The sequence below is a fragment of the uncultured Parabacteroides sp. genome, from assembly GCF_902493135.1.
Lineage (GTDB): Bacteria > Bacteroidota > Bacteroidia > Bacteroidales > Tannerellaceae > Parabacteroides.
Window position 1 is genome coordinate 1 of sequence record NZ_CABUOD010000037.1, and the last position, 24,754, is coordinate 24,754.

15 protein-coding genes are annotated in these 24,754 nt (G+C 44.4%); 11 read left to right on the top strand and 4 right to left on the bottom strand.

Translation table 11 applies throughout. The features are described from left to right. The first annotated feature begins 886 nt into the window (after nt 1–886). On the top strand, nt 887–4,513 hold the full coding sequence (locus RDN79_RS14775; RefSeq protein ID WP_298554999.1) for a DUF6383 domain-containing protein: 3,627 nt from the start codon (nt 887–889) through the stop codon (nt 4,511–4,513). A 262-nt stretch (nt 4,514–4,775) separates the two neighbouring features. Here the strand turns inward: RDN79_RS14775 and RDN79_RS14780 are convergent, their stop codons facing one another. Beyond that, complete coding sequence (locus RDN79_RS14780) at nt 4,776–6,194, bottom strand: ATP-dependent RecD-like DNA helicase (protein ID WP_298555001.1); 1,419 nt, start codon at nt 6,192–6,194, stop codon at nt 4,776–4,778. A 92-nt stretch (nt 6,195–6,286) separates the two neighbouring features. Between RDN79_RS14780 and RDN79_RS14785 the strand changes: the two genes are divergently transcribed. Genes RDN79_RS14785 through RDN79_RS14795 form a run of 3 tightly spaced genes read left to right on the top strand, consistent with a single transcriptional unit; the run spans nt 6,287 to nt 8,298 of the window. Continuing rightward, nucleotides 6,287–6,916, top strand: coding sequence for a hypothetical protein (locus RDN79_RS14785; protein WP_281714874.1), 630 nt, complete (start codon nt 6,287–6,289; stop codon nt 6,914–6,916). Between the two features lie 9 nt (nt 6,917–6,925). Continuing rightward, entirely contained in the window at nt 6,926–7,753 is an 828-nt protein-coding gene (locus RDN79_RS14790) for a DUF3822 family protein (protein ID WP_298555014.1), read from the top strand. Then, the gene (locus RDN79_RS14795) at nt 7,741–8,298 is read left to right on the top strand and encodes an RsmD family RNA methyltransferase (protein WP_298555017.1); all 558 of its coding nucleotides are present in this window, start codon (nt 7,741–7,743) and stop codon (nt 8,296–8,298) included. Before RDN79_RS14790 ends, RDN79_RS14795 begins: the two co-directional genes overlap by 13 nt. On the opposite strand, the gene cls is transcribed toward RDN79_RS14795, so the two are convergent. Continuing rightward, nucleotides 8,270–9,715, bottom strand: coding sequence for a cardiolipin synthase (gene cls, locus RDN79_RS14800; RefSeq protein ID WP_298555020.1), 1,446 nt, complete (start codon nt 9,713–9,715; stop codon nt 8,270–8,272). The genes RDN79_RS14795 and cls overlap by 29 nt on opposite strands. 157 nt (nt 9,716–9,872) lie before the next feature. Between cls and RDN79_RS14805 the strand changes: the two genes are divergently transcribed. After that, nucleotides 9,873–10,472 carry a rhomboid family intramembrane serine protease gene (locus RDN79_RS14805; RefSeq protein ID WP_298555022.1) on the top strand — a complete coding sequence of 200 codons (600 nt, stop codon included), beginning with the start codon at nt 9,873–9,875 and terminating at the stop codon, nt 10,470–10,472. Nucleotides 10,473–10,830: 358 nt separating this feature from the next. Here the strand turns inward: RDN79_RS14805 and RDN79_RS14810 are convergent, their stop codons facing one another. Together RDN79_RS14810 and RDN79_RS14815 are read right to left on the bottom strand one after the other, a co-directional pair. Beyond that, a complete protein-coding gene (locus tag RDN79_RS14810) occupies nt 10,831–13,647 on the bottom strand; it encodes a TonB-dependent receptor (RefSeq protein ID WP_308573254.1) in 2,817 nt (938 codons plus the stop codon). 116 nt (nt 13,648–13,763) lie between these two features. Beyond that, a complete protein-coding gene (locus RDN79_RS14815) occupies nt 13,764–14,318 on the bottom strand; it encodes an RNA polymerase sigma-70 factor (protein ID WP_298555027.1) in 555 nt (184 codons plus the stop codon). Between the two features lie 183 nt (nt 14,319–14,501). Between RDN79_RS14815 and RDN79_RS14820 the strand changes: the two genes are divergently transcribed. From RDN79_RS14820 to RDN79_RS14845, 6 genes are all read left to right on the top strand, one after another. Continuing rightward, a complete protein-coding gene (locus RDN79_RS14820) occupies nt 14,502–15,560 on the top strand; it encodes a FecR family protein (protein WP_298555030.1) in 1,059 nt (352 codons plus the stop codon). Between the two features lie 210 nt (nt 15,561–15,770). Next, the gene (locus RDN79_RS14825; RefSeq protein WP_298555032.1) at nt 15,771–19,124 is read left to right on the top strand and encodes a TonB-dependent receptor; all 3,354 of its coding nucleotides are present in this window, start codon (nt 15,771–15,773) and stop codon (nt 19,122–19,124) included. Nucleotides 19,125–19,135: 11 nt separating this feature from the next. Next, nucleotides 19,136–21,025 carry a RagB/SusD family nutrient uptake outer membrane protein gene (locus RDN79_RS14830; RefSeq protein WP_298555035.1) on the top strand — a complete coding sequence of 630 codons (1,890 nt, stop codon included), beginning with the start codon at nt 19,136–19,138 and terminating at the stop codon, nt 21,023–21,025. A gap of 17 nt (nt 21,026–21,042) precedes the next feature. Next, nucleotides 21,043–21,546, top strand: coding sequence for a hypothetical protein (locus RDN79_RS14835; RefSeq protein ID WP_298555037.1), 504 nt, complete (start codon nt 21,043–21,045; stop codon nt 21,544–21,546). 15 nt (nt 21,547–21,561) lie between these two features. Beyond that, complete coding sequence (locus tag RDN79_RS14840; protein ID WP_298555039.1) at nt 21,562–22,554, top strand: DUF4466 family protein; 993 nt, start codon at nt 21,562–21,564, stop codon at nt 22,552–22,554. A 160-nt stretch (nt 22,555–22,714) separates the two neighbouring features. After that, nucleotides 22,715–24,748, top strand: coding sequence for a right-handed parallel beta-helix repeat-containing protein (locus RDN79_RS14845; protein ID WP_308573255.1), 2,034 nt, complete (start codon nt 22,715–22,717; stop codon nt 24,746–24,748). Nucleotides 24,749–24,754 lie beyond the last annotated feature (6 nt).

Genomic DNA, 24,754 nt, shown 5'->3' on the forward strand with positions numbered 1-24,754 from the left:
TAGGCAAATATTATATATAGGAAAGGCGAAAACAAATTTATTTTCACAAGATTCAGTTTTTCTTAAATTATCCTCTAAATCCTCCCAGGTTATTTTATGTAATTAGGGTTCACACTGTTTGGAGACTCGATTTTGAAACCTATATGTTTTGTAATCATAAGAATATCCGACCGTTCTGTTTCCTTCAACTTAAATGGAAAAGTTTCAGTTGAAAAAAAGTTTGAAACTAAAGTTTCATACATTCGCTTGCTTTGAAACTTCAGTTTCACTTAAGGGAAACTTTAGTTTCATCGGTCGAAACTAAAGTTTCAAGCCGTGAAACAAAAGTTTCGACCGTGGAGACTTTTGTTTCGCGGTAGGAAACAATGTCGTTTCACTTATCTTCCTTTTTATCCCCGGAACCTGGGGGATATGTTGCATAAACGGCATTGTTTTGTTCTGTAACCCATATATTTTGGAAAATAGTGGGCATTTTTTCTTGTTGATTCGGAAAACCTATTTACCTTTGCAACGATTCCGTAGTGGGCAGCGGCTCACAGAGCGCGGGATCGTTTACATATTGTAAGCATTTTACGAAGATTATTCCTAATTGAAAATCTGGTAAATTTTTAAGTGTTGCGGAATAATAGACAGTAAATGCTTGCGCTGATTACGTATAAATTCTTCTACCATTATTATGGGAAGAGTATGTTATATCGTATAGGCGCGGGCTATTGTTCTATTATTGCAACACGGGCTTACCAGAGCCTTCAATTAAATAATAGACAATAGACCCGCGTTTTTTTATGCCCGTTCATAATCATTCGCGGGGAGTTGCTCTCCCCTTCGTGAAATTAGTTGTTGGATTTTTAAACACTATTTTATTAACAATTAATTTTTAATGATTATGAACAAGAGATTTTCTACTCTTTTGGCTGCCGTTCTGGTAGCCGGTGGATTGTCTGCTGTAAACGCAAGTCCAGCGGATTTATCTGCAAAGAAGTATTATCATTTGAAGGAAGCGACATCTAACAAGTATGTTGGCCTGTCTGATGAGACTCTAAAGGCCGATAGCTTGTGCCTGTATGACCCTGCAACTTTAACAGTAAAGCAGGTTGATCAGCTGTTGTGGAGCGTTTCAGAGAAACGTGTTGCTACTGCAAACGGTGGTGTAGTTTATCAGTATGAGTTTACAAACAAATATACTGGTGAAAAACTCTCTATGGACCCGAGTCGTGCTAATCACAACTTAGATGCTACAGCTGCAATGGGTGTTCGTCCGGGTAGTGTAAAGGTTTGGTCACAAAGTACTCAGATTACACAAACAGAAACGAGTTTCAATTTGACTTATACTGTAAAAGCAGATAAGGCTGCAAAAGACTCTGTTCTGTGGTTGGCAACAGGCGATAACACAATCAAGTTGATGTCTGTTGTAGGTGCTGGTGCAACTGCCACTTCCCCAGCTAATTTCCAATTAGTCTCTCCGGCTCCGGTAGCTTTGGATGCCACTGCTTTGGCTGCAGTTATGTCTTCTGAAGGCTTTAAACTGAACTTCAAGACAAATGCAACTTCGGACGCTTATGAAAATCCGTTTACGAAGTATACGTTGAAGGCTGTGGCTGCTACTGAAATAAATGGTACTCATCCGATTCATGCATTATTGAATCCTGACCCAAGTTTTGATGCTGCAAGAAATGCTGCACTTGAAAAAATGAATACAGCAAAAACTACTGTGGAAGCTGCTATTTTACTATTAGATCAACGTCTTAAATCGTTTATTGATGGTGCACCTTATAACGCAGGTAGTGGTGCTGCAGTTACATTTGGAACGGCAAATGCTGCTGAAGGATATTCTACTGAAAATGCTGATGCAGATAAAGCAGCTCTTGATGCTTTAAAAACCAGTGGCTCTGCCTATGCATTATTGGGGTCTGGTGATCAGACAAAAATAGACGCTGTTACAACTTTGGCTGCTGCTGTTAAAACGCAAGCCGATGGAACTTTGCTTGGAACAGAGTTGGGCACTTACACTGCTGCCGCTGCAAAAATCGCAATAATAACTGCTGATGCTGCAACTTTGACTACTACTACGGCTGACTGTTTATCTTTAGGCGCTTTATTTGCTGGCCCTGAAGTTGAAACAAGCTTTGATGCATTTAATAATGCTATTTGGGCCTGGAATCCTACTGCTACAACGGGCAATTTAACAACAGCGAATCCAACTAATTTTGTAGGATCAACTCAATATTCTGCTGCCGCTTCTGCTTTAAATGCATTGTTTGATGCAGCGTTGGCTACAGCAGATGCAACGATAGCAAAAGCATATACTACTGCCGCAGGCAAAACGACTTGTACTCGTGGAGCAACTACATCTACTATTTCAAATGCTGTTTACTTGGAGGCTGTAGGACAGAAATCATCTGATGCAGATGCTGTTCGTCCTCAGATGTATGTAGTAGCTGATACGGTTCGTTTAACACCGACTCAGGATTATGTACGTTTTTCTGTGGATACATTGGCTTATGCCTCTTATGGAACGACGAACACTGGTAATGCTGCTGCAAAAGGAAGAAACAGTTTGTTACCTTATGCATTCAAATTTACAAAGTATGTAGATAATGTAAATGGTGACTCTTTAGCAATTGAAACTTGGGCTCCTAAAGCTCCTTATAATGACCAGTTGTGGCGTGAAGTCTATTTTAATGATTTTGCAATAATAGATCAGGCAGCCGTTGTCGGTTACCGCAAATCTCAGAACCAGATCCAGATCACTCCGATTTTGAAGAGCTCTTCTGATTATAATCCTGATAATGTTGCAAACTTCACAACCGTAATCTCTTTCAACATGGGTGATGCAAAAACAGATCTGGACACAAAAGCTTACTACTTCATTATTTCTAAGAATAATGCAGACAAGGCTGATGCAAGCAAGTTGAATGCTAATAGAGACAAAGCATTCTATACTACAACTGCATTTGGTGATTCTTCTGTTTTGGTCTCTCGTTCACAGTGGACTGTTGAACAAGAAGTTGCCGGTACAAACAATTATGTATTTATGAACCGTGAAACAGGTGTGACATTAGGTGGCAAGCTGTTTACTGTAGATGCCGATAATAATATCTATGCGATGGGTTCGGATACGATCCAGTTGGCAGTTGTCGCTCTTCCGGAGGGTGAAGCCGGTAAATATGTTGGTTACAAACATATTACTGATTTCAACCAGGTAAATACAAAATATGCATTGCAGGTTAAATCATTCCTGAGCGGTGATGCTGCCGGCTATATGGTCATGAAGAAAGATTCTTCTTTGGCATTCGTTAAGGGTGAAATTGAAGATGCACAGATGGTTAAGATGACACAGGAATCTATAGAAGCTATGGCAGACGATTCTTCTCATATCGCTTCTTACAGCTTGATGGCTGACGAAAAGTATTATCTGGTTAAAAACACATCGAATCAGCTTGTATTTACAACTGTAAAACCGACTGCTGCTACAGTATTCGCACTGCGTGCAACAAAGAATGAAGGTCAGTATGAAGTATTGGTTGGTGCTGTCGCTGCTAAGAAATTTACTCCTGCAAATCAGCTGACAGTTGATCAGAACGGTAACGTTTCATTGGTTGCTACAACTGCTACGAACGCTTATGTATTCGACATGGTTGAAGAACCGTCTCCTGCTTCTTTGATCACGCTGCCGAAGCATGTAACTATCAAAACATCTACAGGCGACAATTTCGCAATGGACGCTAAGAATAATGGTGTTGCTGTTCGCGAAGGCGACTTGAAGGCTGCATACGCTGAATCTGACTTCGTTTTCTGGTTGGATACTGCAAAATATGAAGACCAGGCTGTTCCTTCTTATTATCTTACAAAGGGTGTTGCTGCTACCGAAGGTGTTGAAGCAAGCCGTCTGTTCATGTACAACGCAAAAGATTCAGCAGCTGTTACAGCTTTGAAGGATAAATATACGGCTTATAGCGCAACTCGTTTTGTATTCCGCGAAGCTAAGACTTATGGCGCCGATTCTCTGATTGTCATGAATTATGACAGCAAGTTGAAAGAAATGGCTCCTGATACTGTAACAATCGATTCTAAAGCAGGTGCCGGTAAGGGTGCAAACAAGACTACATTGCTGAAGGGTATCAATAACTTCCGTTTCGAATTTGTACAGGCTAAGGATGAAGCTGAAGGTGTATACAACGTGAAGAATGTAGCTTCTTCTGATTACGTTCGTAATTTGAATGGTGTTCTGGTTGTAAGTTCTGCTGCAGAAGGTGTAAAAGTAACTGTAGAAAATGCTTCTGCTCCTACTTCAAACGAAGCAATCAACGCATCTGAAGTAGCTGTAATCACTCAGAAGGGCGCTGTAAGAATCGTTAACGCTGAAGGCAAGAAAGTTGTTATCACTAACATCTTAGGCCAGGAAGTAGCTAACACAGTTATCACTTCAAGCAACGCAACAATCGCTGCTCCGGCAGGTGTGGTAGTAGTAGCTGTCGAAGGTGAAGCAGCTGTCAAGGCAATTGTAAAATAATAGAAACAAACAAATATCCCTTGCCGGGGGATGAATCCCCCGGCAACAGGAAGATTTTTATAATCAAATAATTCTAAAGTGTTTGGCCGTGTGCCCGTTAAACGGCAACTACCCTGCGATAGGCGAACAGGCGGCCGGATTTAATATTAATAATACTAAAGTATATTGAATTGAAAAGTTCAATGTAGCCTTTCCCCTGTGAAGGATGAAGGCGTACACAAAACAAGCCTCGGAGGTGGAAACGCTTTCGGGGCTTCGTCGTTTATTTCTCCTCGAACTCTTCCGGCAGATTCACCAGGTAGAGGCGGTGGGTTGCGCGTGTAAAGGCGGTGTAAAGCCAGCGGTAGAAATCTTCACCAAGCATTTTTTCCGTGATATAGCCGATATCCAGAAAGACATTCATCCACTGTCCGCCCTGTGCCTTGTGGCAGGTGACGGCATAGGCAAATTTGACTTGCAGGACGTTGTAGTGCGGATCGGCTTTCATCTTTTTCATTTTCCCGGCCTTTGTCGGTATGTCGTCGTAATCTTCGAGGATGGTATAGAAGAGCTTGTCGTTCAGCTCTTTAGGCAGTGCGGGGGCATCTGTCTGCAAGGTGTCGAGGAGGATCTTGACCTCCATTTCGAGATCGTAATCTTGGAAACGGACCGATACGTCGGCAAAACGGAAACCGTAGAGCTCGTAAGTCCTTCGTACACGCAGCACTTGTATGATTTCGCCGTTTGCGATGAAGTCCATCTCCTTATTATCGGCAGTCCAGAAATAGTTATTCTTGGCAACCATCAGCCTGTCGCCGGACGAAAGTTCTTCTTCCCGATACAGGATGCGGTTGCGGATACCATTATTATAGATGGTAGCCCGCTTGTTGGAACGCGAAATGATCATGGTCTCTTCGATCCCGTCCCGGCTGTAGGCCGAGGAGATCTCTTCGATCAGTTCGTCCCCGTTTACCTTCCTGAAGTCGGTGAAGCCTTTCAGCCTTAGTTTGGGGAAAATCTCGACCGTCTCGTTTCGCAAAGCATCCCGTAGGCGGGTAGCGTTGAACAAGATCCCGGAGTCTTCGCTTTGGCGTACCACCTGGGTAAGCGTGATTTCCTGTACCTTCAGATTATATCCCCGCAGTATTTCCGGGTTGAGAGCCGGGCTTTCGGATTGCATGACGGGAGGCAGCTGTGCCACATCGCCCATCAGGATCAGGCGGCAGTTTTCACCGGAATAGACATACTGGATCAGGTCGTCCAACAGGCGTCCGGTACCGAAAACGAACGAGTCCAACCCTTCGTTGGCGATCATCGAGGCTTCGTCCACTATAAAAAGCGTGTCTTTATGCAGATTATCGGCCGGATGAAAACCTGTCGGTTCGTTGGAAAAGGCTTTCTGGCGATATATCTTCTTGTGTATCGTGAACGCTTTTTGCCCGGCATAGCCGGAAAATACCTTTGCCGCCCGTCCGGTCGGGGCGAGCAGGATGCTTTTCTGTTTTAGCTCCGCCATCGTCTTCACCAAGGCTCCGACCAGCGACGTTTTGCCCGTTCCGGCATATCCTTTCAGTAATAAAACCGAATCCGGTTCTTCCGAAAGCAGGAAACCGGATAGGACATTTAATGCTAAAACCTGGTCTTCGGTCGGATTATATGGGAAATTTTGTGTAATTTGGCGGCTTAAATAACTATTTATCATTTTGATCGTAATAATTTTCGCGATAAAGGTAGTGTATTAAATATTCTTTTTTAAATTTGCCGAACGAAATAAATTCAAAAAACATATAAACCATGAAAGTTACATTAAAGATTTTATTGGCTGTGGCAGTATTACTGCTTGCGTACATGTGCTACAGAAGTATTATGACACCGAAGGAGTTTGATGCTGAAAAGGAACGGCGCGAGACTTTGATCAAACAACGTTTGATTGATATCCGTAAAGCTCAGATCGAGTACAAGAACATTCACAAGGTGCATGCCGCTAATTTCGATGAACTGTGTAAGTTCTTAAAGGACGAAAAATTGCCGTTCCTTATCAAGGAGGGTGTGTTGACGGACGAACAGCTTGAAAAAGGTATGACTGAAAAGGAAGCTGTCAAGAAAGGATTGATCAGACGTGACACTATTTGGGTGACAGCTGTAGATACATTGTTCGGCAAAGGCTATAACGTAGACGATTTGCGTAACGTGCCGGAAACAAATGTACAGTTCACTATGGATACGGCTACTTTGACTTCCGGTTCCGGCTATACGGTGAAAGTCTTCCAGTGTGGCGTTTTGTATGATGATTATTTGGGCGACCTGAACAAGCAGTTGGAGTACAACTTGAAGGATAAGGCTGAAAAGATGAACAAATATCCGGGTCTGCGCGTAGGTTCCGTAGAAGAAATCAATAACAACGCAGGTAACTGGGAAGATTAATGATTGCCTATGGCTATTAACCTGTCTGATAAGTTAACAGCTGATAATTCGGAAAATTACATAATGTCCATCCGGCTCCGGTCGGGTGGACTTTCTTTTTCCGCATACAGCCCTTCGGTGAACGAGAGTTTCTTCTATAGAGACGTCGAGTTCGACCGGACAAAACCTTATGTCTCTTCCTTGAAAGAATGTTTCTTCGAAAATGATTTCCTGACCTGGTTCTACAAACAGGTCAATCTGGTTTGTGTCACTCCTCAGTACACGCTTGTGCCGAAAGATGTTTTTCAGGAGAAACAGAAGGCCGAGCTGCTCGCCTTCGCGTTTTCTTCCCCCGAAGGACGTTGCCTGAGCAATGAACTGAAGGATGAACAGGCGGAATTGATATTCGGGGTGGAGGAGGAAGTCTATGAGTTTTGTTCCCGTTCGCTGGTCAATCCCCGTTTTGTCCATCATGTCAGTCCGCTGCTTTCGTTGTGGAAGAAGCAGAGCCGTGCACGTTTGCCCCGCCAGCTATATGTCGTGCTGCATCGGCGGAGGATGGACGTGGCGTGCTATGCGCAGGGAAACCTGCTTTTCGTGAACTCGTTCGAGTATGAACATACGGACGATATTTTGTATTATATATTATATGTATGGAAGCAGGCCGGAATGGATCAACAGAAAGACCAGTTGCGTCTTTTCGGCGATGTGCCTTTACGGAGTGCTATAACAAGCACGTTGCGGAATTATTTACAATACATCGATCCGCTGGAGATCCCTTCCGAAGCCTATCTGCTGGGGCCGGAAGTGTTGCAGGCTCCGCTGGATCTTATAGCTTTATCATTATGCGAATTATAAGTGGAATATACGGACGGCGACGTTTTGACGTCCCGTCTACCTTTAGCGCCCGCCCGACGACGGACTTTGCGAAGGAAAATATCTTCAATGTGATCTCCAACCATATCGATTTTGAGGGATTGGACGCGCTCGACTTGTTTGCCGGGACGGGAAGCATCTCTTTCGAACTGCTCTCACGCGAATGCCGGAGCGTGACGGCTGTCGAGAAGAATAATGCGCATGCTTCTTTTATCGCCAAAGTCGCCAAGGAACTGAAAACGGATTCGCTGACGCTGATCCGCGGCGATGTCTTCCGTTATCTCTATTCGGCTCCGGCTCAGCGTTTCGATTTCATCTTTGCCGATCCTCCTTATGCCCTGAAAGAGTTGCCCGAAGTGCCGGAACTGGTTTTCGAACGCGACCTGTTGCGGGATGGGGGAATCTTTGTGATGGAACATCCGAAGACAAATGATTTCTCCGGGTTGCCCTATTTCTACCAGCACCGCGTCTACGGTTCGGTGAACTTTTCCATCTTTATCAAAGAAGGGGAGAAAAGAGGCGCATGAACGATTCGGCTATGCGCTGCTTGACCGGGCGCTTCAGCCAGCGTGACGGGACCAGCCGTTCGCAACTGTGCATGTCGTGCAGGAACACCTTCTTCATCTGCTGGGCGAAAGAAGGCTGGTAGACAAACGCGTTGATCTCGAAATTATGCTCGAAGCTGCGGAAGTCCATATTGGCGGAACCGATGCAGGTCAGTTCGTCGTCCGCCACCATCAGTTTCGAGTGCAGGAATCCCGGTTTATAGAAATAGACCTTGACGCCCGCCTTTACCATTTCATCAATGAAAGAGTGGGTCGCCATGTTCGCCGTACGGGTGTCCGAACGCTTGGGAAGCATCAGCCGCACGTCGACGCCTCCCAAAGCCGCTATCTGCAAAGCCTGGTTCAGTCCTTCGGTCGGAAGGAAGTAAGGAGTCTGGATAAATACATATTTCTTGGCGTTGGCAACCGTGAAGATGGCCGCTTGCAAGAGCGTACGCCATTGTCCGACGGGCCCGCTGGTGCAGATCTGCATGATGTTATCGTCCGAATAGACCGGAAGCGGCGGATAATAGATCTTCTCGTTCAGGAGTTTCTTGCTGACTACATACCAGTCGATCAGGAAAGCGGCCTGTAAACCGTGCACCCCTTTTCCGATGATCTTGAAATGCGTGTCCCGCCAGGTCCCCCAGCTGGTCCCTTTCGTATAGCGGTCTGCAATGTTCATGCCGCCCATAAAACCGACTTTACCGTCTATGACCACTATTTTCCGGTGGTTCCGGTAGTTTACCTTGCTGGTGAAGACCGGGAATGCTACTTTCAGGAAAGCATGGACTTCGATGCCGGTATCCGACATTTCCTTGAAGAACTTGTCTTTCACGTTCCAGCAGCCCACATCGTCGTAAAGGACACGGACTTCGACGCCTTCTTGGGCTTTCCTTATCAAAAGTTCTTTGACCTTGTTGCCGACTTCGTCGTCGCAGAAGATATAATATTGAATATGGATATGATGGGTTGCTTGGGCAATCTCTTCCAGCAGATCGTGGAACTTGTCTGCCCCGTTTGTGTAGATCGTAATGTCGCTTCCGTAGAGCAGGGACGACTGGTTGCTGTTGGTCAACAGTGTGACCAATGGCTGGTAGTGGGCCGGGACGGAACAGGTGTCTTGCGGGAGCTTTCCTGCCTGCAGACGTTTCATGATGCGTTTGTAGGTGCGCCGGGAGATGATCCGTTGCTTCCGGTTATCCTGCCCGAAGAAGAAATAGAACAGGAGCCCGATACCGGGGGCAAGCAGCAACACGATCACCCAGGGGATCGTTTTCAACGGATTCCGGTTCTCCGTGATGATAACCAGCACCAATCCTAAAATGGTGACGCAGTATAATATGATGAATATTATACCTACTATCCACTGTATATGTATGTGTATGAGTGCCAGCATTCCGGATGTTTTTTATATCTGTCAGTATGTTGTAATTCGTAAAGATAGGAAGCTAAAACGGAAATAGCAAATGCAAAAGCTTTGTTTTTGTAAACCATATAAGGGAAACATTGTTCAATCTTTACTACATTTGACGTCATTAATTAGAGAATAGACTATGATTACTTATGTTATTATCGGGATCACGGTTATCGTGTCCTATATCTGTTTCGGCAACCATGAGTTGTTCCGGAAGTTGGCTTTCATACCGTATCGTACCGTTCATAATAAGGAATGGTACCGGTTGGTCACGCATGGTTTCGTACATGCCGACATGACGCACCTGCTTGTGAATATGTTCACTTTCTGGTCGTTCGGGACGTATATGGAGCGTGCTTTCGGCTATTTGGGGTTCGGTACGGGCAGCTATTTAGGATTGTATTTCGGCGGGATGGTCGCCGCTTCGCTGTATGACCTGATCCGCAGGCGGAATGATCCTTATTATGTATCGATAGGTGCTTCGGGAGCTGTATCGGCTGTCTTGTTCACTTCCATCTTCCTGGACCCGTGGGGAAAGATTCTGTTTTTTGCCGTACTGCCGATTCCGGGGATTGTCTTTGGCGTGATCTACTTGGCCTATTGCCAGTATATGGCGAAAAAGGCGGGGGATAATGTCAATCATAACGCCCACTTCTACGGAGCGCTTTACGGTTTGATTTATCCGGCGATATTGGAGCCTTCGTTGATCAAAAGGTTTTATTTGTCACTTTTCTCTTGAAAGAAAAGTAACCAAAAGTTCAAGGCTGAATCTGCCTCGCTACTCCGTTTCCTTCGTTCGCTGTCGCGTCTGAAACTCGCTTCGCTTGGGACAGCAGACGCTCCGGGCGCTCACTCCGGTCACTTCGCTTAACGCTCGCCAGCTTAGGCCGGAAGTAGAGCCTGACGGCTCTTTGGGGATGGCCGATACCGACACCTATGTAGCAGGCAGTATCGGCCATCCCAAGAGAAAGCGGAGCTTTCTAAGAAAGGCCTAAGCGGACGGTCGTCAAGCGTAGCCTTTCCCCGGAGTAGCCTGGACGGTTCAGCCTTGATCTTTTGGTTACTTTTGGATCAAGCCAAAAGTAACGGATAAATCATTAGAATCTTCCACCCGGAGGCGGCCCCATCGGACCGCCATGTCTCGGCCCTCTTCCGCCCGGTCCGGGCACATCGTTCATGCTGGCTCCTCCTTTAAAGATACTGAAGCGGTAGATGAAGTGTACCATGAAGTAGCTACCCAATGTGTTGTATTCGGAATCCTGTGTATAACTGGCGGTCACGCTGCGGGAGATGTTGCTGCGTTGTTTCAGGATATCGTATATCTTGAAACGGAGTGTCGCCTGGTTCCCTTTCAGGAAAGATTTGGATGCAGAGGCGTTCCATAGTACTTCGTTTTGTTTGAACCCGTCTGAATAGCCGGAGTTGGTCGACCAGTTGATGTCGCTTTCCACCTTGAAGTCGAGAGGGAGATAGATCGTTGTCGTTCCGCCCACGCCGTAGTTGAAAGCGTTCAGTTCGCTCTGTCCCTGGAGTGAGTTCTGCGTCCCGTTGTAACGGATGTTACCGTTGAGTCCGAGGTCCAGGTAGTCGGAACGGAAATCGATTCCGGCGCGTTCCATCAGAATCAGGTTCTTGTTCGTATTCTTCTCCTCATTGATAAAACCGTTTTTGTTGGCATAAGAGGCCATTGTCATGGAGTTGATTGAGAACTTCCGGTTTTTGAACGGTGTGTTGAACAGGACGCGGATGTTCCCGTTGTAGTTCCCGTTTACGTTGTCGTAGGTTGTCATCTTCTTACCGGTATTGCCGATATAGGCGGACTTGTTGACGATGTCGTTGATTATATAGTTGAAATTCAACATCACCATCAAAGCCGTTTGTTTGTCCGGCACGAATTTCTGGAAACGGACGAACAGATCGTTCGTATAAGTCGGCTTCAAATCCGGATTACCCATTGTCGTATTTAGCGGGTCGGAGATGTCGGCCACGGGTTGCAGTTGCGTCATGCTGGGCTGGCTGGTACGTCCGCGATAGTTGATGCGGAGGTTTGTCCGCTTGTCGAATTTATAGTTGAAGCGGACCATCGGTGAAAGGTTCACCACGTTGCGCGACAGTTTGGAAAGGACCGTGTCGCCCACGAAGTTCTCGCTCGTGCTATGGGACGGGTCTACCGTCAAACCGACCGTGTAATCATATTTTGCCCGGACAGCTTTGAAGGCGAGGCTGACCTGCTGGTTGATGAAGTTGTTGCGGTAGCTCTTGCTGTAAGCCGTGTCCAATACATTATACTCTTCGTTTCCTTCTTCACGGGTGTAAGAGTTTTTCAGAGATTCCTGTTTGTTTTGCCGGATGCTGTAGGTGGCCTGGATGAAGTTGTTGTGGCCGATCGGTTCTACCCAGGACAGATAAGCCCGGTAGTTGAACCCTTTGTTGTCGTAACGGAAACGCTGGTCCACCAGTTCGTTGTCCATGCCGTCCGCCATCATCAGGTATTCTGTGTTCGAATAGTTCAGTCCTTTATTATAGGAATCGCTTAGTCCTCCCGACAAAGATCCGCTGAAAACACGCCCTTCGCTGTTCAGCTTCCGGCTGAATTCCAGGCGGGCGTTGAGGTTGTACCCGCTTCCGTCGGAGAGATAGTCGGATTCGCCGATGTTGACCGTGTCGCGGTTTCCGCTCAGCGTGTTGAAGGTGCTCCCTTCGCGGCTATGGCTGTCGCTATAGCTGAAACTCGGACGGAAGATGATCTGGGTGAGCGAGTCCGGTTTCCATTCCATACGAAGGTCGGCAGCCACATTGTCGCTGCGCGTGTTGCTGTTGTTGTTTTCGTTGTAGAAGGAGGTGCTGTCGCCCGGTAGGATATTCTGCCTGTTGCTCTTGCTGATCGCGTCGTTGTCGGAATGAGAATAACGGAGGTTGCCCCCGACCGTCAGCTTCGGGTTAAACTCCTTACTGAAGTTCAGGCCGATGTTGCCGGATGTCGTGATCCCGTTGCCGGCTCCTCCGCCCCGGCGTCCGCGTGGTCCGCCCATCCCTGAGAACATGCTGGAGGCAAGGTCCGAGAACCCCATATTGTTCGTGTTGTTGACGCCTCCCATCAAGGTCAGCTGGTCGTTGTTGATGAAGCGGTTCACCATGAAGTTCCCTTCGTACCGGTCTTCGCTGCCGTAGCCGGCAAAAGCGTTCCCGAACCAGCCCTGCTTCATGCCGGGCTTGACGGTCAGGTTGATGACAGTCTCCTCTTCCCCGTCATCGAAGCCGGTCATCTTGGCCATATCGCTCAGCTTGTCCAACACCTGTACTTTGTCGATCATTTTCGACGGCAGGTTCTTGGAGGCCACTTTCGGGTCGTCGGAGAAGAACTCTTTTCCGTCGATCAGTACCTTTTTGATCTCTTTTCCGTTGACCGTGATCTTCCCTTCGCTGTCCACTTCCACACCGGGCATCTTTTTCAGCAGGTCTTCCAGCGTGGAACCTTCCGTGGTCTTATAGGAATCGGCGTTGTACTCCATCGTATCGTTGCGCACGGTTACTTCCGGCGCTTTCCCGACCACGACAGCTTCGCCCAATAGGATCGATCCGTCGGCAAGTGCGAGTTTGCCTAATTTGACAGGATTGGTTTTCCCTGTGATGCGCAGGGGTTGGTAGAGCGGATCGAATCCGACAAACGACACGTGCAGCAAGTAGCTGCCGTTCTTAATGTTCTTGAGTACGAAACCTCCGTTGCGCGATGTGGCGACTCCTCCGATCATGGAGCTGTCTTTGACGCTTAGCAAACGGACCGTTGCTTGTTCGATCGGTTCATTGGTCCCCTCCTCAATCACCGTTCCGGTGATGTCTACACCTTTTTGTGCATATGCAGGCATAGTCAACAGAATTAAAAACAGAATAAAAAAATACCTTCCCGATTTCATAACTTTTGTTTTATCTTATCTGATATTAAGTACGAAAAGATAGACGCGGAAGTTTTCGGGAAGTTTAATAAGGTTTGGTGTGATTTTAATTTATTAACGAATTTGGAAATGCGCTTTTATCCCAGGATGTTTATCAGAAGCGGGAGATAATCTTTCAGTTTAAGGCGGAGTATCTTAAGTGCCTGCGATATCCTGTACTCGACGGTTTTTACCGATATTCCGAGCTTTTCGGCAATCTGCACATTCGTCTTTTCCCCGAATCGGCTCATGGCAAATGTTTCCCGATAGGTTTCGGGCAGGTTCTCGATCGCTTTCTGTATGTTTTCCGTCAGTTCATTCACGAAATAGTAGTCCGGATCTTCAAACTGGTCTTTTATCTTCTCATAGATCTGGTTATGGATACGTTCGTGATACAGGTTTTTCCTGATCGCATTGAGGCAACGGTGCTTGGTGGAGATAAACAGATAAGATTTCAAGGACGTCTCGATCACAAGATTTTCCCGTGTCTCCCAGAGAAAAAGCATCAACTCCTGCACAAGCTCTTCCGAATCATCATCGGAAATATACTGGGACGCATATTCGCAAAGGGGGGAGTAATACTTGATAAACAGTTGTTTGTAAGCATTTTTGTCTCCTTGTTGTAGTTGGGTTATTAAGTTGTTATCGTCCATACCCTTTCCTTTTAGATTTTTTATCTCTTTGCACAAAGGTAAAAAATAATAAAACTATTTTGAACCTATGAGCAGGTTCTTTCCTGAAAACTTTAGCAAAAGTATCATTGACATATATTTTTTTTGCAAAAACTGTATTTTTTGTTTAGGGTATGGTTTATGCGGGTTTGTCGTATATATAGAATGGAAATCGGTAAAGAACATATAAACGGAATAAATCCTGATTTTACTTTGCTCTTCAAATACTTTAGAGGTTGGGCGACGGGAGAGGAAGGAAAGCGTGTGGTAGATTGGATGCGGGTTTCAGAAGAAAATGAGAAAACCGCATTACAGACAGCCCGTATTTTTTATACATCTCAGACACGTGAACGAATTCTTTCCCGAAATTCTATCGAGGCTTACAAGATGGTTCAAAAGCGTATAGATAAACGTAAGAAAAATAGAAGGTTATACCGAATTTCTATTGTTGCGGCGTGTTTTATAGGACTTTTGGTTATGTCGACGGCTATTTCTTTTTCGTTGTGGAAGTCTTCTGTATTGGTTCCGCAGCAGATAACGGTCTGTGCAAATAGAGGTGTGCGGACAAGTCTTGATTTACCGGATGGTTCGATTGCCTATTTGAATTCGGGCAGTACGCTATCTTATCCTTCTTCGTATGATGAAAAGGAGAGGAAGGTGATGCTTGTCGGTGAAGCTTATTTCTCAGTAAAACATGATCCGGAACGCCCGTTTATTGTGAGTGTCTCTCATGACCGCTTGAAAGTGAAGGTGCTCGGGACGGAATTTAATGTTCGGGCTTATGAGAAAGAGGAGGTTGTACAAACGACTTTGGTTTCCGGTGCTGTTGATATAGTAATGGAAGAAGAGGAGGGAAAAACAAGTGAAAGAAATTTGTATCCGTCGGAAAAAGCTGTTTATGATTTAACGGATAAGACTTTGGAAGTTATGAATGTTGATGTTGAAAATGAGATTGCTTGGAAGGATGGACGTTTGGTATTTAAAGAAACGCCTTTGCCCGAAGTCTTGAGGTGTTTGGCTAATTTTTATAATGTCGATTTTAAGGTGATGGATCCGGTGCTTGATTCGTATCGCTTTACCGGTACTTTTAATAATCGGCAGTTACCGCAGGTTTTAGATTATCTTAGGATTTCTTCCCGGATTGATTATTCGATAAAACGAATGGAAATGGATGACAGTCTGTCCGAGCAACGGGAACAGGTTGTGCTTCGCAGGATAAAATGATAATATGATGTTTAACTTAAATTTAATGCTTATGAAATAAATGAACTGATAATGAATGAGAGAACGGCAGAAAAATAGATATGGATTTTTCTCGTCAAATTAATTAATAATCTGGATCTCCGGATTTAATTTAATCTTAAATCAATAATTACAAGTATGGTTAAAAATAATGATGGTCGATTGGATCACTGTGATCCAATACCAGATTTCATGAAATCTGGTATTTATCGAGTATTTAATTTTATTTTTTTATTTCTGTTCCTTTGCGTGGGAACAGTATTTGCATCCAATTTTTATGCCTCAAATACGATACTGTCTATTAATGCAGAGAGGAAGAGTATAGCAGAGGTATTAAACGTTATAGAAAATAAATCGGAGTATCATTTTTTCTATAACAGTAAATTGGTCAATGTCGATCGTAAAGTAACGCTTGCCGTAGATAACAAGGATATCTTTACAGTATTAGACATTTTGTTTAAAAACAGTAATATAGCCTATAAGGTCGTAGATAAAGACATTATTCTGACTGAATCTGCCATCCCTTCGAAAAATGAAAAATACCAGGCAAATAAACGAATCACCGGTATTATAAAGGATCAAACAGGAGAACCCGTCATCGGTGCGAATGTCGTGCTTAAGGGAGATAATGGGACGGGTACGATCACTGACATAAATGGGCGGTACAGTCTGGATGTGCCAGACAATGCGGTTTTGATTATTTCTTATATCGGGTATACTTCCATCGAGATTCCGGTAAAGGGGCAATCGGAAATAAATGTGACATTGAAAGAAGATTCTCAAGCAATTGAGGAAGTTGTCGTTGTCGGTTATGGTACTCAAAAAAAGGTCAATTTGGTTGGAGCGGTAGCCGCAGTCACTGTTGATGAAAAAATATCGAGCCGCTCAATATCCAATGTGTCTTCCGGACTTTCCGGTTTGGTTCCTGGTTTACAGGTTGCCCAAACAACCAGTATGGCGGGGAATGATGGGGCATCTTTGATGATTCGTGGTATGGGTACGGTAAACAATACCAGTCCGTTAGTAGTCGTTGATGGTATGCCGGATGTCGATATCAACCGTATCAATATGGCTGATGTTGAGAGTATTTCCGTATTGAAAGATGCGGCATCTGCTTCTATTTACGGATCCCGTGCTGCCAATGGGGTTATTTTGATAACGACTCGTACAGGTAAAAAGGGAAAGACGAGTATCAATTTTACGGGGTCTTATGCGATAGAAAAACCATCACGTTCTTATGACTTTATGGATGATTACCCGCGTGCCTTGACATTGCAACAATTCAGGGCAGCATCAGGCACTAAGCGTGAAAGCTACAATTTCAAAGACGGAACGATCGATCAATGGATGGCGTTAGGAATGATCGATCCGCTACGCTATCCGAATACGGATTGGTTTGATACCTTCATGCGTACCGGTACCCTTCAAAACTATACGCTTTCTGCAACCGGTGGAAATGACAAGTCTAATTTTTACATTTCTATCGGTATGATGGACAAAGAGGGGGTGCAGATGAAAAACGATTTCAAGCGCTATAATACCCGTTTTAATTATGACTATAATATGTTCAATAATGTAAAAGTAGGGGCTCGTTTTGATGGTAACTGGTCTGAATTTACGTATAGCGGTTATGCCGATGGCATCACGAACAACGATACCAGCGATTCCGGAGGTGGTGATATGCAATATGCAGTTGCGGGTGTGACTCCTTATGATCCTGTGACCGGCCGTTATGGAGGTGTTATGGCGTATGGCGAAGATATCCAGGCATACAACCCGTACGCCTTTTTTGACACTCGTAATCCGAAGCAGACTCGTCAGCAATTGAACGGAAGTATCTATTTGGACTGGAATGTCTTTAAGGGCTTTACTGCCCATGTCGATTATGCTCTGAGCTTTAGCAACTATTTTCAGAAAAGGGCTGATGTCCCGACGGGAGCAGCTTATGATTTTCAGACAGGAAAGGATATCGGACGTTACTATGTTGCCGATAATGTGGGTGTCAGCGACAATAATACTACCAACTACAAGACGCAGTTGAACGGTCGTTTGCAATATGAAACGACTCTTGCGCAGAATCATAATATCGGTGCAATGTTTGTCTATAGCGAAGAGTATTGGCATACCCGTTCGACGGGGGCGTCTCGTAATGATCGTATCCATCCGTCGACCAGTGAAATCAATTCTGCGCTGACAAACGTCCAAAGCAATTCGGGTAGTTCTGCTTCTGAAGGGTTGAGATCGTATATTGGTCGTTTGAACTATAGTGCTTACGACAAATACTTATTGGAATTTAGTTTCCGTTTGGATGGCTCTTCTAAGTTTGTCAAAGGTCATCAGTATGGCTTTTTCCCAACAGTAGCAGTTGGTTGGCGCTTTACAGAAGAAGAGTTCCTGAAGAAATATTTTTCCTCTTGGTTATCAAGTGGTAAACTCCGTGCTTCTTGGGGTAAGTTAGGAGACAATTCGGGAGTAGGACGTTTCGAACAGTTGGAAACTTTGACCGCGATGAATTATATGTCGAGTGATGTTGTTAAAGGGTTCGTGAACAAGAAAATGATCAACAAGGACCTTTCTTGGGAAGTCTCTACGGATATTAATGTGGGCTTGGATTTGAGCTTTTTGGATAATCGTTTACGTACGGAAATCGATTTTTATAACCGCTTGCGTACAGGCATGAATCGTCCGTCTCAAATGTCAATCCATCTGACCGGGGCATATAGTGCTCCTCGCGCCAATATCGGTGATTTGCTGAATAGAGGGTTGGAATTGAATTTGACGTGGAAAGATAAAATCGGCAATGTGGAATATTCTGTTAATCTGAACGGAGCTTATACCCGGACAGTATTGAAAGAGTGGAACGAGTTCCTCAGTCGTGGTTGGATCTATTTGGATATGCCTTATCATTTCCTATATATTTATGAAAATAATGGTATAGCACAAACTTGGCAGGATATTTACAACAATACGCCTCAAAGTTTATCGCCGGGCGATGTGATCCGTAAAGACTTGAACGGGGATGGCATAATCGATGGCAAAGATAAAAAGGCTTATCCGAATATCCAGCGGGACCGTCCGACAACTACTTACGGCATTACCCTGCAGGCGGCTTGGAAAGGATTTGATATATCTATGCTGTTTAACGGAGGTCTGGGACGTAAGGATTTCTGGCTTACTGACTTTAATAATACGGCTTTTGCCGACAGGCGTTATGCTTCCACCTGGGATCACTGGACCGAACCCTGGTCTTTGGAGAATAGAGGTGGAGAATGGCCGAGATTAGGAACAAGTACGGATAGAAGCGATAACAGTTATTGGCTTTATAATATGAATTACTTGCGAATGAAAAATATCATGTTGGGATATAACCTGCCGAAAAAGCTTTTGTCCAAAATTTCAATGACGAATTTGAGGATTTATGCTTCTGCCGAAAACTTGTTTACCGTGACGCAATATCCGGGTCTGGACCCTGAAAAGAAAAACAGTGCCCGTGACTTGTATCCGATCAACCGGTCTTTCTCAATCGGTCTTAATGTTAGTTTTTAAACAGTAATGGTATGAAAAAAAGTGGATTGAAAATATTAACGATCGCATGTGCTGTGGGAGCTAATCTGACGTTCTCTTCATGCGTTGACAATTTATTGAACCAGACTCCGGGGGGAGAACTGGCCTCTTCCTTGTATTGGAAAACAGAAAGTGATGCGGAATATGCTATCAATGGTGTTTATAGCCAGGCGAGGGCTATGTTCAATCGTGATTATGTGTTCGATGGAAATACGGAATACCTGAGGTTCAGAGGAAATGTCGGGACTTCTCAGGCAACCGGAGACCGGAGTATCGCTTATCGTAGCGGCTCTTATAACAATCCTTCTTCCACCTACGGTAGCAGTTTTGACAATTACTATCAGTATGCTTATGCGACAGTCAATCGTGCCAACTATGCTATTCAGAATATAGAAAAAATGCTTCCCGATGTAAAGACGGAAGAATCCAAAGCAAAGTTGGAAGCCTTTATTGGCGAAGCTAAGATGTTGAGAGGAATGGCTTATTTCCGCCTGATTTCCATGTGGGGAGATGTACCTTATTTCGATAAGATAATAGAGAGTAATGATGAGGTTGCTAACATTTCCCGTACTTCTATTACGGAAATAAAGCAGCATATTTATGATGACTTTACTTATGCTTGGGAAAAATTACCGGCGAAACCAGTGGCATTAGGACGTTTTACTAAATGGGGGGCTTTGGCATTCCGTGGCAAATTACAACTTTTTTGGGCTTGCTGGAACCGTACTTCTTGGCCGTGGGATACTCCAGTCTCTCCTGATGGAGGTTGGCCGGAATTGGATACATTTACGCCTAATGCGTCTGAATCGGCACAAGCCTATAAAGATGCTGCCGCCGATTTTAAGAAGGTGATCGAGGAATCAGGTATTAACTTGTTCCGTAACGGCGAACCTGGCGATTGGGGAGAAATGGGAGGATGTGAAGTCTTGCCTAATTATTTCTATCTCTTTTTGCCGACAGCCAATACGGACCCTGAACTGATGGTCGGGTTTACACATGGTGGAACCGGAACCGGACAGGGAGAAGAGTTGATGAGGGACTTCGGTACTCGTGCTACAGAAGGTAGCCAAGGTTGGGGGCAACCACGTGCTGAATTGGCTGACCGTTATCAGTCTACAGTCACCGGTGATTTTTGCGAGAAGCTGATCCCGAAGAATCCGGCTGATGCAGATGCCCGTACGGCTGTTAATTCTGCGTTAAATCCGGAATCTTATAAAAACCGTGATTACCGTATGAAATCGACTTTATTATGGGATGGAGAAACGATGGTGACTATGTTAAGCCTTTCTTTTGATCAGATTCGAAAATATCAGTATAAGACATTGAAAGGTACAGTAGATGGGTATGGGGCTATCAATGCCGATGGAGATCAGACCGGTTACATTATGAGAAAGTTTGTCCGCAATTATGCGGGACAGGGACGTTCGGATGGTGATTACCATATGCCGGTAATGCGTCTGGCCGATGTCTATTTGATGTATGCGGAAGCGGCCAATGAGGCGTATGGCCCTACTGGTGATGGAGGTTTGGCACTCGATGTGGTTAACCGGGTTCGGCATCGTGGTAATTTGCCAGACTTGAAGCCTGAGAAATATGCCGATAAGTTGACTTTCTTTTATGCGATCGAGCAGGAGAGAATCGTAGAGCTGTTTGCGGAAGGACAACGTTTCTTTGATCTTCGTCGTTGGCGCTCCATTGAACGGGTATTCTTACCCCCGCAGACGTCTCCGGGAGTCAGGATGTATGACACACACGGTGCTTTGAGGCAGACTGTTTTTAATAATACTGCCTTATTGAATTACCAACGAAACTATATCTTCCGGATTCCGCCTTCTGAAAGGAATAAGAATCCGAATTTGACACAGAATACACCATGGTTGTAATTAAAAAATTGGATGATATGAAAAAGATGATTAATAAAATTTGCTTGTTTTTGTTCATTGCCTTGATTGCCGCATCATGTGAAGATTTTCCTGTAGATGAAGACGGTTTGCTGATCACGACAAGGGCAGAGTGCTATGTGAGTAATTTCGATTTGTGGGATACGGACTATCAGACAGTTAAGTTAGGTAATGCCTATATAGATACGACTGCTCAGGTGGCTGTCATGTATGTTAAGTTTGGTACGCCCCTTAATAATTTGTGGCCGCGTATATCTCTTTGTGAAGATGCAAAACTGGCTCCTAAAATTACGGAGTGGATGGATTTCTCCGGTTCCAAAATGAATATGGAATTCATCGAAGGTGATTGGAAGTCCGGGAATCCGTCGGATCAGTTAGGTGAACGTATTGTAAATAATCCGTCGGCATTTCCTTCGACGGCCAAACGGTTCACTGTCATCGCCGGTAATCGTGAAATTAAAAAGGAATACATATTCCTTATAGTAGAAAGACCATTGCAATAATAAAAGATGAAAAGTATGAAATTGAAATATTATTATTTTGTATTGTTGTCATTTGCTTTAACTTTGGTTGCATGTGATGATGATCCTGTGTTATTGAAGGATCCGGTCTCTGCATTAAGCAATGATTGTATCAAACGCAGTCTGCCTGTTGCGCCGAATATCGTAGGCAATGAAATAGAATTTGCCTATGCGATGGCTATTCCTAATGAACTTGGGAAACTGTCGTCTGCTCAGGTTGTGAGCAGCATTGCAGGTGCTGCCGGTACTTACTTTGATCCGAATTCGTATTATACCAATTCGTCCGGTCAGGATATTCCGGTAAAAGTTTGTTCTGATTCGCAAACGAACGGGACAACAACTGCTATAGACTTTACAGTTGATACCTGTGCGGCAACTCTTCGTTATTATTATATTATTCCGGAAGAAGCTCGTGGCAAAGATGTACAGTTCTCATTTTCGGTTAAAGCCAGTAACGGTCAAGTTGCGGAATACAAATTAGGTCCGTATAAGATTTCAAAAATGGATATGGTCAAAAATTTGTCAGTGACTAATGATAAATGTTATCTTTCCTTCTCGAATGAAGGAGAGGCCTTGCATATTTATTCAAAGGCAGATTTGCTGGCTGACCCTTCGTTGGCTGCGAAGATTGATATCATGTATGCGTACAGTGAAAAATCGGATTTGTCACATGCCTTTTATACACCCTCTTCTCCAAAGGAATATATGGGTGGAACGGAACTTCCTTCCGGTTTTGTCAATAATACCAAGATGATCAAAATTTATGGTCTGCAAGATCGGCAACTGTCCGACTTGCAATACAGCAAATTTGTTGATGACTTGGATTTGGAGACAATCGATATGTCTAAAGGTTCGAACTATATCTTAGGATTAAAAGAAGAGGCCGGTGCATGGGTTGAGACGGCCGACGGTAAATATAGGGCATATGTTTATATTAACAAGGCATCCGCGAGTGAGGTGACTGTTAGTGCCAAAAGGTATAAAATGTAAGTTTTGTTGATGAGTTGAAAGGTTGGTAAGTTGCAGAATTTATATTCTTCGACTTACCAACTGATTACCTCGTTTTATTTTTAGTCTATCCTATTATATAAACCAATATATCATGAGACACAACATGCGATTTTTATTGTTAGTGACTGCGTTTTTGCTGATGACCGGTATCGGGACGGCCCAACAGTTCGTGCATCCTGGAATAGATATGAACCAAGCAGACTTGGAGTATATGCGTAAGCAAGTTCTGGCGGGAGAACAACCTTGGAAAGATGCTTATGATTTGTTGAAGGAAAAAACACCATTGGATTTTCAAGTAAAACCTTTTGCTCATGTGATCAGTGGACCCTATTCCAAACCTGATATCGGAGGTAAGGATTTGTCACAATCTGCACGTATGGCGTATAGTTGTGCGGTCTTATGGTATATTTCAAGAGAAGATCGCTATGCGGAAATGGTGGTCGATATTATTGAAAAGTGGGCCAATACTTTACGCAGTTTCGATGAGAATAACGCCAAATTGCTTGTAGCATTGACCGGTTATGAGTTTTGTAATGCTGCCGAGATTTTGCGCTATACTTATCCTGGGTGGAAAAAGAAAGATACGGAAAATATGACACGATTGATGATGTCGGCTTTCTATCCGACTATTCGTTACTATTTTCCTGTTGCAAACGGCAATTGGGATGGAGCGATCATGCATACCTTGTTGGCCATTGCTGTTTTTACGGATAATAGGGAATTATTCGATAATGCTGTTTACCATTATTTGCATGCTAATGCGAATGGTAGTCTGATTAAATATATTTATCCTACCGGCCAATGTCAGGAGACCCGTCGGGATCAGGGACATGTTCAAATGGGGCTTTATGAATTTTCAGGAGCGGCACGTATCGCCTATACACAGGGGGTGGACCTGTTCAGTGCTGCGGATAACAGGTTGGCTTTAGGTTTGGAGTATTCTGCACGTTTTATATGCGGTGATTCTGTTTATGCTTATGGCGTGCCTTCGCAACGGGAACGGTTTAAATATCGTGCAGGATTTGAATATTGCATCGATCATTTTACGGCAAAGGGAGTCAACATGCCTTACCTGAGAGAATTATGTGGTCGTACTAAAATGAACCATCCGGCAAATGCCCTATGGAAGCTGACCGCATTTCGTGAAGAGTTCCGGCAGAAACCTTCTGAACTTGTTGATATTCAGGAAAGCAAGATCGCCTATCATGCAGGTGCGACATTGGAACAGGTTCAGCCGATGGGGCATTCTGTGATCGAAGTAAATAACCGGGAAGATCTTCAAGCAGTATTGAATGCGAATGCCGGTTCTGGCAAAACGCTTTTTTTACGTGCCGGTGAATATCGCTTGAAACAATCCTTGACCATTCCTTCTGATATACATATCTGTGGCGAAGGGCGGAGCACAGTCTTGATTTGTGAACCGACGGTCCGGACGGCAGCTGTCTTATTGGGCGATTTGGATGCGAAAAATATTACGATAGAGAATCTTGTAGTGGATGGTTCCAAAGAACATCAGGAAGCTTATGATCCGAATTCCGGACGTTTTTACAGAACCGGGCGTTATAGTAATGCTTTGGCGGGAATTTCCATGAGAGGAGAAGCTGGACATGCTTTCGGCAATATTAAATTGAAAAATCTGACTGTGATCAACTTTTCCAGATCAGGTGTTTATATATCGGATGCGGAAGGAATCGAGATCGACCATTGTGATTTTACCGAAAATGGCGCACATGTCGTTCCCGGTCCAAGGTTACAACATAACCTGATGATCCAACACTCCTCCAATATTATGATAAAGGATTCACGATTCGATACATCCATACGTGGTTGCGGATTGGTTCTTGATCATTGTAAGTCATTAAAGGTAGAAAATTGCGAAATTGCCAGAAATGGTTGGCATGGCCTGATGATGGCCGAATGTCATAACGGCAAAATCGAAAATTGTCTGGTTGAAGGGAATGACGGATGTGGTTTTATGGGGGAATATCTGCATGATGGCTCCAGCTTGATTCAAATCAGGCATAATAAGATTCAGTATAATAATGAGTATGGTATTCGGGCATTTGGCATGAAAGAAACAGATATAAAAGATAATCTTTATAGATGGAACGGTAAAGAAAAGCGGCAGGAATGGCTTTCTTCTGAGAAAAAACTGCAATTGGAACAATTATAATGAACA